The following is a 15,070-nucleotide window of genomic DNA, read 5'->3' as shown; positions in this document are numbered from 1 at the left end:
TGTGCGCTCACCCGGACGATATGAGATCGTGCGCTCAGTCGGCCAGTGCTTCAAAGGAGATTCGATGCCTCGTTCCGCCCGCAGTTTCCCCGTACGGCTTGGCGCCATGTTCCTGCTGGCCACCCTGTCCCTGACCGCCTGCGGCGAGAAGCAACCCACGGCCGCCGAAGCGGGGGAAACCCTCAAAGCGCATATTTTAAAGCTTCTCAAAGAAGTGAATGCCAAAAATATCCAGATCACCGATCCAGGTGGAAAGGATATCCCCTGCGGGGAGGGCAGAGCCAAACGCACCTTCGCGGCAATCGGAAAGGATACCGCACAACAGACGAAACCTGAAATACTAAATACCCAGTTATTGGGGGCATTGAACGAGTTTGCGGACTATCGGATGGCCAACTCTGAAAGCAATGCATTACGAGCAACCAGCGAGTCGGCAAAAACTTCCCTCGAGCTTGGCTCTAAAGAAATTGGGCAATATGCGATACAAGGAGAGACCAACTGCCTCAATCAGTCGTGAGACTGTTAACGTAGAGACTAGGTCGCTGAAAGGCGATCTCCTTGCTCCCTGTGAAGTTCCTCGCTTGACGACGGCTTAGTTGCCCAAAAGCAAGCTCGCTTGAGGCGCCCATGCCGTTGTCGATGAACCACTGCTCAAGCACCTTCATGCCGACATCGCCCTGTTTGGCGATCTCACTGAAAGGACGCAGGTTTCCGTTCGCATCGGTGATGGCCCTGCTGGATGGCGCGACCTGAGGGGTGAAGCCCTGTCGCATGAGAAGTCGGGCCACCGCGTACTGGCGGCCCAAGGTTTCAGCACCGTCCATTTCGTGGAGTTTGGCCACCTCCTCCTCCGGGTCGGAACTGTAGGTGTCGCCCGCGGCCACCCCCGTGGAGAGCGCGGTCCAGGTGCGGGCGAAAAGAGAGATGGGATGGATCAGGCCGAGCCCTCCCATGACGGTGCCGAGTATCAGGCTCTCCGCGTCGTCGGCGTCCTTCACGGCCTCGTCCACGGGTTTCAGCACCCGGGTCGCGGCGGCCAGTTCGAAGCCTCGAACGTTTCCAAGGACGGTGAACAGGTTGTCCAGGGCGGTGACATCCTTGGTGCTCCTGACCAGGCGCGAGGCCTCGGGGAGCAGTCGCTCGGTGAGCGCGCCCATGCCGGTTTCGAAGGGAGCCCGGCTCTGGGGGGTCGCGGTGAAGGTGGTGAGGAAGCGGAAGGTGTCCTCGGGGCTGAGCCGGAAGGCGCCGCGCAGGCCGGGGACGGTGGTCGGTTCGAAGGGCCCGGGGGTGAGTCGCAGGGCGCTGTCCTTGGTCATATCAGCGTCACCGATGTCGGCGCCCAGAGTGATCTCTGGAGCGTAGGAGCCGGCGATCTCCGACAGATGTGGCCGGGTGGCGTCGCCCAGCCGCCACCCGTCGGCGGTGGTCATCACCGTGTACGCGAAGAAGGCGGCCTCGCCGCTGTGCTTTCCCTGCGGCTCGTCGTAGGCACCGGAGGCAGCGGCCAGCATCCGCCCGAACCCGGCAGCAGATTCAGGCGTCCTGCCGGCCCGCTCGTTGAGCGCTTCGAGGAAGGCGGCCAGCGCGGGCCTGGCCTTCCATGACTGCGGAGAATTCGAAAGGACCCCGAAGGGCGATTTCACGGAGGCCGGAACCGGACTGAGATCGGTGGCCGAGCTGATCGCGAGGCGGGCGGCGGCGGGGTTGTTGCCCAGGGCGCCCATGAGCCTGCCCAGGGTGGTCACGCCGACCCCGCTGCCGGCGAGGAGCGCGGGGGAGACGATCCCGGCCAGCCACTCGGCCGGGTAGCGGCCGTGACTCAGCAGATCGGAGACGTCGTCCAGGGCATCGGCCTTCTCCACGGCCTCGACGACCCTGGCGAATCCCGGCACCTTGGCACCGCCCGCGACCGCGGTGGCGAAGGCCGTTCCCGCGACGCTGACCGCTTCCTCGTCGTCGGCCAGACGGCGGAGCCGTTCACCGAGCGCGCGGGTGCCCCTGGTGCCGAGGGCGGCGAAGAAGGAGGCGGTGAAGTCGGCGTCGTGCCGGTGCGCCTTCAGTTTCTCGACGAGCGCGGCCATCCGGTCCGAGGCGTACGGACCGAAGACGGAGAACTCGTCGAGATCGATGCCGGCGAAGCGCTCGCCCAGGTCCGTCCCCTGACGCCGGGCCTCCGCCGGGGCGAGGAGAGCACCCTCCTGATATCCGCTCAGCCCGCCTCCGAGGAGCATGGCGGGGGTGGCGGTGATGGTCTCCACCCGCCGCCGGAGCCGGGGCAGCTGTTCCTCTGCCCAGCCGCCGATCTCCCTGACCTGGGTGAGCGAGGCTGCGGGGAGGTCAACCGCGGCCAGTTCCCTGCGGATGGCCTCGGCGTGCTCGGCGATGGCCTGTCCGGCCCGTTCCAGGTCGGTGATGAAGCCTCGCATCAGCTCCGGATCGATCCCGTTGAAGCCGGGTGCGAGTGGCCCGGTTCCCGGCGCCATCGCGGGCGTCTCCCCCACGTCCCACCACCTCCACCCGACCATCATGGCCGCGCGGGTCTCCTTGCCGCCATCCCCGAGGCCGGAGGCGGTCAGGTGTTTCAGGAGGTCGGCAGGGCCTCGCGGACGCGGCGGGCGTAGGTCTCGGCCTCGGCGGGGTCGTCGTATCTCGTACGGGGCCAGAAGAAGCCGCGCAGGCCGTCCTTGTGGTTACGGGGGACCACGTGGACGTGCAGGTGCGGGACGCTCTGGCTGACGCGGTTGTTCGTCGCGACGAACGTGCCGGCCGCCGCCAGGCCCCGCTCGACGGCGACGGCGACGGCCCGGACGCGTTCGAAGAACGGGCCGACCATCGGCGCCGGCAGGTCCGCCAGCGTCTCGACGTGGGTCAGCGGGGCCACCAGGACGTGGCCTTTGAAGAGCGGACGCGTGTCCAGGAAGGCCACGGCCACGCCGTCGGAGACGACGACGTGGGCCGGGCGCTCCCCCGCCGCGATGGCGCAGAACAGACACCGTTCATCTGGCATCACGTCAGGATAGGAGGCGGCGGGCGGCCCTTACCACCGCCTCGTCGACCATCTGGCCCCTGGCGTCGGTGACGACACCTGATCCGGATGCCTCGAAGCGGGCGATCAGGTCACGAGCCCGGTCGAGCTCTTCCTCCGAGGGGGTGAACACCTCGTTGACGACGGCCAGCTGGGCCGGGTGGATGCAGGCTCTGCCACGGAAGCCGAGGCGTTTCAGGGCGAGGGTGGAGACGCGCAGGGCGTCGAGGTCGCGGAAGTCGGTGCTGACCGGAGCGAGGGGCGGGGCGAGTCGGGCCGCCGCCGAGGCCAGGACGACCTGGGAGCGAGCCCACAGCAGCTCACGCTCGTCGGGGCCGGTCTCGACCGCGAGGTCCGCCCGCAGATCGGCCTCGCCGATCTGCAGGCGCGCGACACGGGGCGCCCTGGCGATCTCGGGGGCCGCCAGGATCGCGGCGGCACTCTCCAGCAGGGGGCACACCACGATGGAGCCGCCCGGCACTCCCTGGGCCGCCTCGGCGGCGGTCAGCACGGCATCGACGGCCTCCAGTTCGGCGGCCGACTCGGTCTTGGCCACGCAGACCCCGCGCACCCCGGGCAGGGCGACCGCCCGCAGGTCGTCGTGTCCGGCCGCGCCGGGATTGATCCGTACGTAGATCTCGGGGTTGTCGGGGCCGAGCTCGCGCAGCCAGGCGGCGACAGTCGCGCGGGCCGCCGCCTTGTGCACGGGCAGGACCGCGTCCTCAAGATCCACGATCAGACTGTCGGCTCCCCTGCCGAGCGCCTTGGCGAGTTTTTCGGGCTGGTCACCTGGTACATAAAGGGCAGATCGCATCACCATCCGACTTTAGCGGTACCCGAGATGAGGGATCTCGCGATGACCATCCGCTGGATGTCGTTGGTGCCCTCGCCGATGGCCATCAGGGGCGCGTCGCGGTAGAGGCGTTCGAGGACGAACTCCTGGGAGTAGCCGTAGCCACCGTGGATCCGCATCGCCTCCATGGTGGTGCGCAGCGCCACCTCGGACGCGAAGTACTTGGCCATCGCGGCCTCGGAGTTCACCGCGCCGTTCTCGGAGCGGACCGCCGCCCAGTAGGTCAGCAGCCGGGCCGCCTGGATGTCGGTGGCCATGTCCGCGAGCTTGAGCTGGATGGCCTGGAAGTCGGAGATGGGCCGGCCGAAGGCGTGGCGCTCGCGCGAGTAGCTCAGCGCGGCGTCGTAGGCGCACTGGGAGACGCCGACGGCGCGGGCCGCTATGTTGACCCGGCCGAGTTCCAGGGCGGACAGCGCCTGCTGCATGCCCCGTCCCTCGACCCCGCCGAGCAGCGCCGAGGCCGGGACGCGCACGTCCTGCAGCACGATCTCGCAGGTCTCGGTGCCCTTGTAGCCGAGCTTGGGCAGGTCGCGGCTGACCGTGTAACCGGGAGTTCCCGCCTCGACCAGGATGAGGGACATGCCTCGGTGCGCGGGGTCGGTGAGCGAGGTCTTGACCAGCACGGGCATCGGGTCGGCGTGCCGGGCGTTGGTGATCCACGTCTTGGTGCCGTTGATCACGTAGTGGTCGCCGTCGCGGACGGCCCGCGTCTGGATGCCCTGCAGGTCGGTGCCGGCCGCCGGCTCGGTCAGCGCGATGCCGGTGCGGCGGACACCGGTGGCCAGGTCCGGGAGGTAGCCGCTTCTCTGCTCCTCCGTGCCGTAAGCGGCGATCATCCAGGCGGCCAGGGAGTGCGAGCCGAGCACCCCGGCCACGCCCATCCAGCCACGCGCGATCTCCTCGAAGACCAGGGCGAACGACACCCGGTCCAGGGCCAGCCCGCCGTACTCCTCGGGGATCGTGATCCCGAACAGCCCCATCCGTTTGAAGCCCTCGACGATCTCCGTGGGGTAGCGGCCGGTCCGCTCCCACTCCGGGGCGACCGGCACGATCTCCTTGTCGACGTACTCCCGCAGGGTCCGGCGGAACAGCTGCTGTTCCTCGTTGAGCTCGAAGTCCATCACGAGGTCCTTTCCGGAAAAGCGGTCCCGCGGAGGGGGAGCGGGCCGGTCCTGGCCCGCGGGAGATACTTCACCAGGTGGCGCAAGGACATGATCTCGCACCGTCCCGGCCGGGACCACGGGCCCCCGCCGGAACCTTCCGGCGATCACGGGAAGGATCCCGCTCGGCACGGCCGCGCCGGGCCTGCCGCCGCTCCGGCAGACGGGCCGCCTCGAAGCCGGTGTGGTGCTCCAGCCCCAGGACGCGTTCGTACCAGGAGCGGCTCCGCTCCAGGTCACTCACCCAGATCTTGAGGTGGTGCACACCGGTCAGTGCGGCGTTCAACTCGTCTGCTCAGGAGTCCGGCGTCGTGGTGACGGTCGTGGTGAAACGGTGGTTGCAGAATCTCTCGCGCGCCTCCCGCCGGCTGAAGCGCCGCTCGGACTCCTTGCGGTCGAGCGCTTCGAAACTGTCGAAACCGAGTCTGGTCACGCCCTTGCCCCCGGTGGGGGCGGTGAGGACGACCCTTCCCCGGTGCGGGATGTGGCTGCCCGCGGCGCACCAGACACCGTCGGAGTGCTCGCGGCAGCGTAGGACGGCGACCCGCTTGCCGGCGGCGTCGAGCAGCACCGCCCTGGTGGGACCCCGCCCCGCGGGAAAGCGGCCCCCCACCCAGAAGGTGCCCCAGTAGGGGGCGAAGGACGGGGTCAGGGTCATGGAGTAGTCAAGGGTGTAGGAGACCTGTCCGCTCGGGGCCGCGGGGGGCGTGGCCCTGGCCGCCACCTTGATATCGATCAGTGGTTCGGCCTGGCATTTCCTGGTCACGCTGACACAACTGGCCTGGGCGTGGGGCAGCGGGGAAAGGGCCACCGCGATGAGAGCGAGGCCTGCGGCGATCCCGAGAGCGTGGCGCATGAGACCTCCCGTGTTGTCCTGCCCCGAGAACGCTACATGCGCTCGGGCACGCATGTGCCCGAGTCCGGATACTTCGCCTTTCGCTATGAAAACGCGGCCTGGCCGGTGAAGGCCGATGTGAAGGTCCGGGCGGAGCGAAGGCGGTTTCGCGGCACATCGGCGGCGGGAAGGTCCGGGCAGGCGGAGAGGAGGGGGTCCGCCGCCCGCCCGGAAACGGTCAGATTACCCCGGCAGACATGAGTTTGGCTCGCCTGGGCGCACGGGTATTGGCCGGATCTCCGGAGATCCGGCGGTTCGCGTCGTTCCCGGCGGTGCCGAGGGCCGCTCGGAGCACCCCACCGGCCGGTCAGCCCGAGGGCCCCCAAGGCGGTTTCGAGGGCTTCGGGCCGCCTCCCGTGAATCGTCGGGGGCGGCCCTGCCGGTGTCGCCGGACGGCTACCTCTTTTTTCCTCTCCGCAGGACCCGGAAGACGACCAGGGCGAACGCGGCCACCGCCGCGATCGTCAGAACGGGGCGCTTGCCCGCCTCGGCCGTGACCTTCTCCGCCGCGTCCTTGATCTCGGCGGGGGTCACCTCCTTGACCCGGCCGACGACCTCGGGAGCCGCCTCCTTCACACGCTCGACCATCTCGGTGGCGGTGGTGGCGGTCGCCGCTCTCGCCTTGCGCAGGTCCTCCCCCACATGGGCGGCGGTCTCCTGAAAACGGCCCTTCACATCGGTCTTGTGCACCAGTGCCTCCACAGTGTCGCCAAGTTCGCGGCGGGCGTCCTCGATGTCCCGCCGCACGGTTTCCACGTCGCTCTCGTCTTTTGTGATGATCTTGCCGGTCTTCGTCTCGCCGACACCGGTGTCGACGTAGGGTGCGACGTCGGCGGCCGCGTTCTCCGCGAGCCGGGGCGTGCCGTCGCGCTCGGACTCCGGAACGCCGAGATCCTCGCCGGGCGTGCCGTACGGCTGCTTCGGCGGGATGTTCAGCGACTCTCTCTCGTCCGGCGTTATCGGGGCACCGACCCTTTTCCTCCGGGATCCGGTGATCCCCGCCTCGGCCCGGGACCGGTCGGGTCCGCCCGGGTCTGTCTCAGTCATCGGTGGGCCCTCTCCTTCACCGCGTAGATGTCGTCCCTGACGCTCTCGATGGTCCGCGCGGGAGTCGGCGGGGACGCCTCGGCGACCTGGTGCTTGCCGGAGAACCCGAGCACACCGGCCAGGGCCAGCAGCACCACGCCCACGACCGCCGCGGCCACCCAGGCGGGCATCACGTACGCGAGGAGCAGGATCACCGCGGCGACCAGGGAGCCCGTCCCGAACAGGGCCACGACTCCCGCCCCGCCGAACAGCCCCGCGCCGATTCCGGCGTGCTTGCCCTTTTCCGTCAGTTCCGCCCTGGCCAGACGGAGTTCGTCCCTGACCAGACGCGAGACCTGCTCCGACATCTGCCGGATCAGCTCGGACGTCGGCAGTGACTCCTTGGTGTTGACCATGGACTGCCTCCTCCCCTACAGGAAAGGACGCCTACCCTGTCCCACCGCGGCAAACATCCGTCCGGCGGCGGTGTTCACGGGAGCCCCAGGGGTAACACCGCCCCACGACCACGCCCCGCAGGAACGGCGGCACCGCCCGCACCCCTGACGTGCCGGACACGTCGATCACGTCTCCCGGCCAGGACTAGGCCATGATCATAGGGAGGCCCGCGTGTCCGAGTGGTGGAAAAGTAAAGGTACGGGCGAAGATGAGCCTCTTGAGATACTGCGTGGCACGATGAGCACGATCAGGAAGGCGGCACGCTAGAGATGGCACAGATCGTCGGCGGCGGAAGCCCGGTCAACGACGCCGAGCGACGGGTCATCGCACACCTGCGAGACAGCGCCCCGCCAGACTGGCTACTGCTGCACAACATCGAGGTGCCCCGCGGCGACGACACCTTCGAGGTGGACGTGATCGTCCTGACCGGCCACTCGCTCTGCGTCATCGACGTCAAGGGCACCCGGGGCAGGATCGAGGTCGCGGGGAACCGCTGGTTCCCGCTGCGGCGGGAGGCGTTCGGCTCCCCTGTCGCCAAGCTGCGCGGCAACGGGCGCGCGCTCAAGGGGCTGCTCACCCAGGAACGGCGCGAGCTGGACCGGGTCTACGTCGACAGCCTGGTGGTGCTCACCGGGGCCGACGCGGAGCTGGTCGACCCGGCCGGCCGCGACTCACGCCACGTCACCGACCTGGCCGGGCTTGTCGGCACGCTGAGTGACGCCTCCCGCGTCAGACGCGGCCACACCACGGACACCGCGCCGTACGGCACCGCGATCATCGAGGCGCTCAACGGGAGCGTGCGACGCTCCACGGCGCCGCCGCGGTTCGGCAGCTGGGAGGTGGAGGAGCAGCTGGGCGGCGACAACCGGGTCACCGAGTATCGCGCGATCAACGCGACGGTTCCCGGCAGCGAGACGGTTCTGCTGCGCGTCTACCGGGCCGACCCTCTGGCGGAGGAGGAGCCGAGGGCGGCCGAACGGCGGCTGATCACCAACGCCTACCAGGCTCTCACCAGGATCCCGGCGCACCCGTGCGTGGTGCGCGCCCGTGACTTCTTCGCCATCGACGACGAGAGCCGGTTCGTGCTGGTCCTCGACGACGTGCACGGTCAGGCGCTGCACCTGCACCTCACCGCCTCCCCCCGCACGCTCTCCACCGCCGCCCGGCTGGACGTGGTGGAGGACATGCTGCTGGGCCTGGCCCACGTGCACGCCAACAACGTGATCCACCGGGCGCTCAGTCCCGCGTGCGTGCTGGTGACGGAGAACGGCCGGGCGATGCTCACCGGGTTCGACTACGCCAAGCCCGGCCCCCGCGCGCACACCGTCGCCAACGAACTGCCCAACGTGCTCGACACCCACTACGCGGCCCCCGAGTGCCAGGCCATGCCCGAGCGGATGACCGCCGCCTCCGACGTGTACGCGGCCGGGGTGATCGCCTTCCAACTGCTGACAGGGGAGCTCCCACCGGCCAATCCCGACGCCGAACCCGCTTCCAGTGAGGCGTCCGCCGAGATCATGGACCTGCTCCGGCGCATGCGCGACCACGCGACGCACAAGCGCCCGGACGCCGCCGAGGCCCTGTCCGACCTGCGACGGGCGCGGCGCCCCCGCCCCGCGGCCCTCACCGCGCCGGATTCCGGCGCGTCGGCCCCCCTCCCCCAGGTCCCTGGTACGGCGAACACCGGCGTGGCGGCTCCCGGACACCCGGAGGGGCCCGAGCCGGAACGCCACCGGCGAGACGCCCACGCGCCCGCGCGGAACGGGGAAGAGCGCGAGGAGAGCCCGCGTGACAGGAGCGGGCCGGGGCAGGAGCCGCTGCTCGACAGGCTCAGGATGAGGTTCCGGCGTATCACCGGGAAACAGTCGTGAAGGCGAACCGGGCCCGCGACGGAGTAGGGGTGTAACCCATAGAAGGGACACCCGGCACATGGCCGCTCCCCCTGATGCGCCGACGAGAGTCGACGACGCCGCGCTGATAGAACGGTCGCGGCACCGTCCCGACCTGTTCGCGATGCTCTACGACCGCTACTTCGTCGAGATCCACCGCTACGCCGCCGGACGGCTCGGCTCGCAGATCGCCGACGACGTCGCCGCCGAGACCTTCCTGGTGGCGTTCCGTAGACGGGAGACGTTCGACCCCACCAGGGGGACGGTGCGGCCCTGGCTGTACGGCATCGCCACCAACCTGGTCGCCCAGCACCGCAGGAGCGAGACACGCAGGCTGGAGGCGTTCCAGCGGGCATCCGTCGACGGTGAGGTCGACGAGGGATACGAGGAGCGGGTGGCCACCCGCCTCGCCGCCGCGGGCGTGCGGGGGCCGCTCGCGTCGGCGTTGAGCGGCCTTTCCGACGGCGACCGCGATGTGCTGCTGCTGGTCGCGCTCGCCGATCTCAGCTACGAGGAGGTCTCACAGATCCTCCACATCCCTTTCGGCACCGTCGGCTCCCGGCTCAACCGGGTGCGCAGGAAGCTGCGCGCGGCGCTGGGCGGCGTCAATCCCATGATCGGAGGCTCCGATGGATGACCTGACCGCGGTCCGGGACCTGCTCTCGGAGCCGGAACCGTCCCACGAAGTGATCGCGGCGGGCCGGGACCGGCTCCTGGCCGCCATGCCGTCGTCTCAGGAGCCGCCCGGGGGCCGAGGGCTCCTGCAGGCACGGCGGGGCCGCAGGGCGGCCTGGTGGACGGCCCTGGGGATGGGGGTGGCCGGGACGGCCGCGGCCGCGGCCCTGGTGATCACCTCGTCGACCGCCGCCTCGCCGACGCCGCTCCCTCACCTGCCGGCCCCCGGCACGCAGGACACCGGGGCCGAGGCGAGACAGGTCCTGCTGGCCGCGGCCACCGCGGCGACCAGGGCACCGGCGGAGGGTGCCTACTGGGTCACCCGCACCGTCCGGGGGAACCAGCGCGTCGCGCCGAATGCCGGCTATCTCATCCTGCAGAGTCACGCCGAGGAGATGTGGCTGTCACGCGCACGCGACGGGCAGAGCTGGAGGATCAGCCAGTACCTCGGTGCGAAACCGGCGACTCCCAAGGACGAGGCGGCCTGGCGGAAGGACGGCTCCCCCGACCGCTGGCTGTTCGCGGACGGCGCGCTGACGGGCGGCTACGTCTCCGCCGAGGACAGGATCGAGTCCGAACCGGGAGAGCGGGAGGCGTTCCGCCTGCGCGGCAAGTGGAAGGGGTCGGCCGGCCACCTGACCAAGGGACTGCTCACCTGGGCCGAGGTGCGCGCGATACCGGACACCCCGGAGAAGTTGAGGATCTACCTGAACGGGCGCGGCAAGGAGTTCACCGCCAAGTGGCCGGGGGCCGAGAAGGCCGAGAAGCAGGTGGAGCCGTGGCTGCTGGAGGACTGCATGAGGATCATCACCTCGCTCCCGGTCTCCCCCGGGACCCGCGCGGCGGCCTATCGGCTGCTGGCCTCCCTGCCGGGGATGACGTCGGAGGGGAAGGTCGTCGACGGGCTCGGCCGAGTCGGTCAGGCGATCTCCTACCCGGTCAGCACCACCACGCCACAGGGCGAGAGCAAGGTCTACGGAACCAACCGGCTGGTGATCGACGTGTCGAGCGGGCTGCCGCTGTCGCGGGAGCAGGACGGCCTCGACCGGCTCAAAGACGGGCGGACCTACAAGGTCACCTCGTTCACCGCGTACGAACGGATCGGCTGGACCGACGACCTGCCCGACCTGCCCGCCCGGCAGGACTGAACGCGGCTCAGGAGTCGACGAAGTCGTCGGGGACCATCACCCGCAACCCGTTGGGGACGGTGCGGATCGTGATGGGGGTCATCAGCCGGACCTCGCCGTCGACGTCGGCGGCCAGCGGCGGGTCGGTCTCCAGGTGCATCTCGCGCCCCACCACGAAGGGACCTCCCGCGAGGCTGCGCCAGCGGCCGCTGCCGGCCCGGATCATGGTCTCCACCAGCAGGCGCAGCCGCTTGCCCGAGCCGAGCTGGTAGGCGACCAGGCGGCCGTTGTCGATGCTGATGTCCTTGGCGACCTGCCAGCCGCCGTGGAAGCGGCCGTTGGCGATGTTGAGCTGGTGGGTGAGCAGTTCGTGGCGGCGGCCGTCCACGGTGAGGAAGGCCCGGAACGGCCGGTGGCCCGGCAGGACCGTCAGTGCCGTGAGCGGGTAGGCCGCGCGGCCGAGGAGGCGTTTCACCCCGTGCCTGACCTTGCCCGCCACCTCCACCGACACCCCGAAGCTGGCCAGGTTGGCGAACTCGCGGTCTCCGGCGATGCCCAGGTCGATGTCCGCGACCTTGCCGGTGCGCAGCACCTCGATGGCTCCGGCGAGGTCGAGGGGGACGCCGAGGCTGCGGACGAAGTTGTTGGTGGTGCCCAGGGGCAGCACGCCGAGGGCGACGTCGCGGTGGGCGACGTGCTTGACGGCGGAGCTGAGCGTGCCGTCGCCACCGCCCACGACGAGCAGGTCGGGCCCCGCGGCCAGGGCCTCCTCGATGATGGCGCGCAGACGCTTGGGATCTTCCACGGGGAAGAAGCGGATCGATCCGAACCTCTCGGCCCGCAGCGCGCGGACCACCTCCGGGTAGTGGCGCCGGCCTCGGCGCGAGCGCGTGTTGACGACCACGCAGACCCTGCCCTCGGTCCTGATGGCCTCGGTGTGCTCGGCCTTGCTTCGAAGCTCTCCCACGCTGCCCCTATCCGATCGGGTGCCTGCCCGTTCAAATGGTATGGCCCCGCCGTCGGTGACAGCGGGGCCATACTCCTGCGGGGTTTACTTCTTGGGCGGGGTGACCTGAACGATCGCGCCGAGGTTACCCGGCAGCGGGGTGACGAGCTTGAGCTTCACGCCCAGCGCCTTGCCCTCGTCACCGGGGTTTCCGGAGCCGAGGACGTGGCCGCCGCCCATGTCGGTCCCGTACCAGTCGTTGGCGGGGGTGCCGTCGGCGTTGACGACCCGGGTGCTGTACGGCTGGTCGCCCGCCGACGGTACGACCGTCGAGGCATCGAAGTCGCGGTAGTACAGGCTGGTGCCGCGCGCCTCGAAGCCGGGGTACCAGGTCTTGGCGTCGGTGAACTCCGAGACCCCCTTCAGCCCGTCCACCTTGGTGCAGTACGTGCTGAAGGGCTCGTCCGGCCCCTCGATGCAATCGGTGAAGGGGTAGGTCTTGGCGAAGGAGAAGGCGGCGTTCGAGCTCTGCACGCGTCCCGACATGTTCTTGAGCGTGGTGGGATCCTTCGTGGCCGCCACGCCGGTCCGCCGCAGCGGGTCGAAGTGGGAGTCGACCAGGATCAGGCTGCCCTTGGAACCGATGCTCGGCGCCAGTTCGAGGTTGTTGGCCACCGAGTTGTTGGTGTAGTTCGAGTCGCGGTACCAGACGAGCATGCCGGGGGCGTTGTACTTGACCTTCTCCACCTTCCACGCGCCGTCACGCGAGTAGTTGGTGGTGTAGGTGTACTGCAGGCCCTTGTCGAACCCGTCGAGGTTGCGCCACTCGGCCAGGTAGAAGCGGGAGACCTCCCGCGTGCCGTCGTTGAGGGCCCAGCCCTGGCCGTTGGTGTTGTTGAAGCTGCCGCCGGTGGCCGTCCAGCCGTTGAGGCCGCCCTCCAGGTCGTCACTCCAGACGGTCTGGGTGCCGTTGGTGAGCGCGAAGTCGTCGGCGTGCCAGCCGCGCGGGGTGTAGGCCGCGTCGGTGTTGTAGGTCAGGCGGAGCTTGATGTTCTTGCCGGCGAACGGCGTGAGGTCGACGTAGTCGTGCCGCCAGCCGCCGGTGGCGCCGGTGAGGCCGTACTTCTTGCCGCCGAACGCGGCGAGGTTCCCGTTGGGGTCGGTGTAGTCGTCGTCGGTGGAGACCAGGGCTCCGCCGTCGGTGTAGACCTTCTGCTGGCTCCAGGTGGTGCCGCCGTCGACGGAGGTCTCGATGAAGCCGAAGTCCCAGTCGTCCTCGATCTCGTAGTTGTTCCAGAGCCAGAACTTCAGGTCGGTCCCCGCGGGCACCTGAACGTCGCGGGCGATCTTGACGTTGGCCCACTCCTGGTCGAAGTTGGACCAGAGCGTCTTGGTGCCGCTGTGCGGCTCGACCATCGTGACCGGCGGGCTGTCCAGGTTCACCCGGACGCCGTCCTCGGTGAGCTTGGGCGTACGCGAGGCCTGGCCGATCGTCACCGCGCGGGCGCGGTCACCGGGGTTGAAGACCTTGGGGTTGGCCCAGCCGAGGACCCACTTGCTCCAGATGCTCATGTGGGTGGGCATCGACTGGAAGATCGGGCCGCTGTGCGATCCGCTGGACATCAGGTCCCAGAAGTCCACCGCGGAGGACGCCTGGCCGCTGGTGTCGTAGAGGTCCGGAAGGCCCAGGTCGTGGCCGTACTCGTGGGCGAAGACACCGACGCCGGAGTCCTCGGGCTGCACGATGTAGTTGGAGATCTTCACGTTCTTGCCGGGCACCTGGTAGCCGCCGGCCACCGCGCTGGAGTGTGCCCAGATCGCGTAGGTGCCCTCGGCGCCGCCGTCGGAGGACTTGTCCTTGCCCGCGTGGACCAGGACCAGGTGGTCGATCACGCCGTCGGGCTCGGCGAAGTTCCCGTCGCCGTCGGCGTCACCGACGTCCTCGAGGTCGTAGTCGGCCCACGGGAAGTTCGGGTCGGCGGCGGCCAGGGCGTTCACCGCGTCGATGGCGAGCTGGCCGGCCCCGCGCGGGTTGTCCGGGTGGCCGCTCATGTCCTGCACCGGCTGGCCGCAGGCGCGCGCGCCGTAGTATGCCTCGGAGTGCGGGACCTTGATCCACGGGCTTGCCTGCCCGGTGACCGTGTAGGCGCCCTTGGACATCTCCTCGTACATGTTCTTCAGGGTGTGCTTGGAGATGTCTATGCCCTTGCGGCCGTCCCGCGGGTCGGTCAGGTCGGTGCGGACGCGCTGGGTGATACCCCCGGTGCTGTAAAGCATCTTGTTGAAGTGGTCGGGGCTGAAGTCGGGCACCCAGAAGCTGTTGTTGTCCTTGTGGGACAGCGTGGCCGGGTTGGGGATCTTGTTGTGCAGCGGGCCGTTGAGCCGCGTGCCCGGCGGCTCGGTGACGCACTCGGCCGGGTCCTCGCTGGTCACGCTCGCCGGACGGGAGAATCCGGAGAAGTCGTCGTTCGCCTGGTCGTTGAACTCCACCAGCAGGGTGAGGAGCTTGGCCGTCTTGGGGGTCTTCGCCTTCTTGAAGAGGAGGTCCGCGGGGTTGAGCCCCGTCCTGATCGCCTCGGCCTCGCGGGCGGCCAGCACCCGCGCGGCGACGGGGTTGCCCTCGGAGTACTTCCGGTCGATCTTCCTGGACGGACCGGTCTTGCGCGCCTTGGCCGACGGCACGGCCGGGTCGCCGACCTCCGGCTCGTCCCTGGGCGGCGCGTAGTTGATGTAGTAGTCGGCCGCGGTCGGCTGGTAACGCGCGACCGAGGAGTCGCTATCGGCCGACGCACCGCTCACAGCCAGTCCCGTGACGGCCAGGCCGAGCACGGGAACCATCGCGAGAAGGCGTCTGGGAGCGCCTCCTCTGCTGACTCTGCCGGACAACGTGTCCCCTCCCTGCACCCGGGTTTACCGGATGCGGACATTTCCGGCGCGCCGGATGAGCGCGCCGAACCGGGACGTTAGACGAGAAGGTAAAGCCAGAGTCAAGACGCCAAATGATGTTGTAAAAATGAA

General features: G+C 69.4%; 14 protein-coding genes. 4 read left to right on the top strand and 10 right to left on the bottom strand.

The features are described 5' to 3' along the window. The first annotated feature begins 64 nt into the window (after nt 1–64). Nucleotides 65–517: a hypothetical protein gene (locus tag ABT061_RS41860; RefSeq protein WP_350928763.1), complete on the top strand. Its 453-nt coding sequence runs from the start codon at nt 65–67 to the stop codon at nt 515–517. Here ABT061_RS41860 and ABT061_RS41855 read toward each other — a convergent pair. The 8 genes from ABT061_RS41855 to ABT061_RS41820 form a co-directional block, all read right to left on the bottom strand. Then, complete coding sequence (locus tag ABT061_RS41855) at nt 504–2,501, bottom strand: hypothetical protein (protein WP_350928761.1); 1,998 nt, start codon at nt 2,499–2,501, stop codon at nt 504–506. The two genes, ABT061_RS41860 and ABT061_RS41855, sit on opposite strands and share 14 nt — an antisense overlap. An 80-nt stretch (nt 2,502–2,581) precedes the next feature. Beyond that, nucleotides 2,582–3,007 (bottom strand): HIT family protein, encoded by a 426-nt coding sequence (locus ABT061_RS41850; RefSeq protein ID WP_350928759.1) that lies wholly within the window; start codon nt 3,005–3,007, stop codon nt 2,582–2,584. A 4-nt stretch (nt 3,008–3,011) separates the two neighbouring features. Then, nucleotides 3,012–3,839, bottom strand: coding sequence for an HpcH/HpaI aldolase/citrate lyase family protein (locus ABT061_RS41845; RefSeq protein ID WP_350928757.1), 828 nt, complete (start codon nt 3,837–3,839; stop codon nt 3,012–3,014). Continuing rightward, complete coding sequence (locus ABT061_RS41840) at nt 3,839–4,999, bottom strand: acyl-CoA dehydrogenase family protein (protein WP_350928755.1); 1,161 nt, start codon at nt 4,997–4,999, stop codon at nt 3,839–3,841. The genes ABT061_RS41845 and ABT061_RS41840 overlap by 1 nt, the downstream gene beginning before the upstream one ends. Before the next feature lie 70 nt (nt 5,000–5,069). Next, nucleotides 5,070–5,324 carry a VOC family protein gene (locus ABT061_RS41835; protein WP_350928753.1) on the bottom strand — a complete coding sequence of 85 codons (255 nt, stop codon included), beginning with the start codon at nt 5,322–5,324 and terminating at the stop codon, nt 5,070–5,072. 9 nt (nt 5,325–5,333) lie between these two features. Next, on the bottom strand, nt 5,334–5,894 hold the full coding sequence (locus ABT061_RS41830) for a hypothetical protein (protein ID WP_350928751.1): 561 nt from the start codon (nt 5,892–5,894) through the stop codon (nt 5,334–5,336). A 435-nt stretch (nt 5,895–6,329) separates the two neighbouring features. Then, nucleotides 6,330–6,980, bottom strand: coding sequence for a DUF3618 domain-containing protein (locus ABT061_RS41825; RefSeq protein ID WP_350928749.1), 651 nt, complete (start codon nt 6,978–6,980; stop codon nt 6,330–6,332). After that, nucleotides 6,977–7,375, bottom strand: coding sequence for a phage holin family protein (locus ABT061_RS41820; protein WP_350928747.1), 399 nt, complete (start codon nt 7,373–7,375; stop codon nt 6,977–6,979). Before ABT061_RS41820 ends, ABT061_RS41825 begins: the two co-directional genes overlap by 4 nt. Before the next feature lie 309 nt (nt 7,376–7,684). On the opposite strand from ABT061_RS41820, the gene mads6 reads away from it, so the two are divergent. Genes mads6 through ABT061_RS41805 form a run of 3 tightly spaced genes read left to right on the top strand, consistent with a single transcriptional unit; the run spans nt 7,685 to nt 11,127 of the window. Further along, nucleotides 7,685–9,286: a methylation-associated defense system protein kinase MAD6 gene (gene mads6, locus ABT061_RS41815; protein WP_350928745.1), complete on the top strand. Its 1,602-nt coding sequence runs from the start codon at nt 7,685–7,687 to the stop codon at nt 9,284–9,286. Nucleotides 9,287–9,344: 58 nt separating this feature from the next. After that, nucleotides 9,345–9,941 carry an RNA polymerase sigma factor gene (locus tag ABT061_RS41810; protein WP_350928743.1) on the top strand — a complete coding sequence of 199 codons (597 nt, stop codon included), beginning with the start codon at nt 9,345–9,347 and terminating at the stop codon, nt 9,939–9,941. After that, nucleotides 9,934–11,127 carry a CU044_5270 family protein gene (locus ABT061_RS41805; RefSeq protein WP_350928741.1) on the top strand — a complete coding sequence of 398 codons (1,194 nt, stop codon included), beginning with the start codon at nt 9,934–9,936 and terminating at the stop codon, nt 11,125–11,127. Before ABT061_RS41810 ends, ABT061_RS41805 begins: the two co-directional genes overlap by 8 nt. A 7-nt stretch (nt 11,128–11,134) precedes the next feature. Here ABT061_RS41805 and ABT061_RS41800 read toward each other — a convergent pair whose 3' ends face one another. Further along, nucleotides 11,135–12,073, bottom strand: coding sequence for a diacylglycerol/lipid kinase family protein (locus ABT061_RS41800; protein ID WP_350928739.1), 939 nt, complete (start codon nt 12,071–12,073; stop codon nt 11,135–11,137). Nucleotides 12,074–12,157: 84 nt separating this feature from the next. Beyond that, entirely contained in the window at nt 12,158–14,890 is a 2,733-nt protein-coding gene (locus ABT061_RS41795) for an immune inhibitor A domain-containing protein (RefSeq protein ID WP_350928737.1), read from the bottom strand. Nucleotides 14,891–15,070 lie beyond the last annotated feature (180 nt).

The organism is Streptosporangium sp. NPDC002544 (assembly GCF_040295965.1).
Taxonomy (GTDB): Bacteria; Actinomycetota; Actinomycetes; order Streptosporangiales; family Streptosporangiaceae; genus Streptosporangium.
The sequence above is the reverse complement of the archived record's forward strand: the minus strand, read 5'-3'. Positions and strand labels throughout refer to the sequence as shown.

Coding starts and splice junctions, on each gene's coding strand:
- ABT061_RS41860 (WP_350928763.1), top strand. CDS start 65: ATGCCTCGTTCCGCCCGCAGTTTCCCCGTACGGCTTGGCGCCATGTTC.
- ABT061_RS41850 (WP_350928759.1), bottom strand. CDS start 3,007: ATGCCAGATGAACGGTGTCTGTTCTGCGCCATCGCGGCGGGGGAGCGC.
- ABT061_RS41845 (WP_350928757.1), bottom strand. CDS start 3,839: ATGCGATCTGCCCTTTATGTACCAGGTGACCAGCCCGAAAAACTCGCC.
- ABT061_RS41840 (WP_350928755.1), bottom strand. CDS start 4,999: ATGGACTTCGAGCTCAACGAGGAACAGCAGCTGTTCCGCCGGACCCTG.
- ABT061_RS41830 (WP_350928751.1), bottom strand. CDS start 5,894: ATGCGCCACGCTCTCGGGATCGCCGCAGGCCTCGCTCTCATCGCGGTG.
- ABT061_RS41825 (WP_350928749.1), bottom strand. CDS start 6,980: ATGACTGAGACAGACCCGGGCGGACCCGACCGGTCCCGGGCCGAGGCG.
- ABT061_RS41820 (WP_350928747.1), bottom strand. CDS start 7,375: ATGGTCAACACCAAGGAGTCACTGCCGACGTCCGAGCTGATCCGGCAG.
- mads6 (WP_350928745.1), top strand. CDS start 7,685: ATGGCACAGATCGTCGGCGGCGGAAGCCCGGTCAACGACGCCGAGCGA.
- ABT061_RS41810 (WP_350928743.1), top strand. CDS start 9,345: ATGGCCGCTCCCCCTGATGCGCCGACGAGAGTCGACGACGCCGCGCTG.
- ABT061_RS41805 (WP_350928741.1), top strand. CDS start 9,934: ATGGATGACCTGACCGCGGTCCGGGACCTGCTCTCGGAGCCGGAACCG.
- ABT061_RS41795 (WP_350928737.1), bottom strand. CDS start 14,890: ATGGTTCCCGTGCTCGGCCTGGCCGTCACGGGACTGGCTGTGAGCGGT.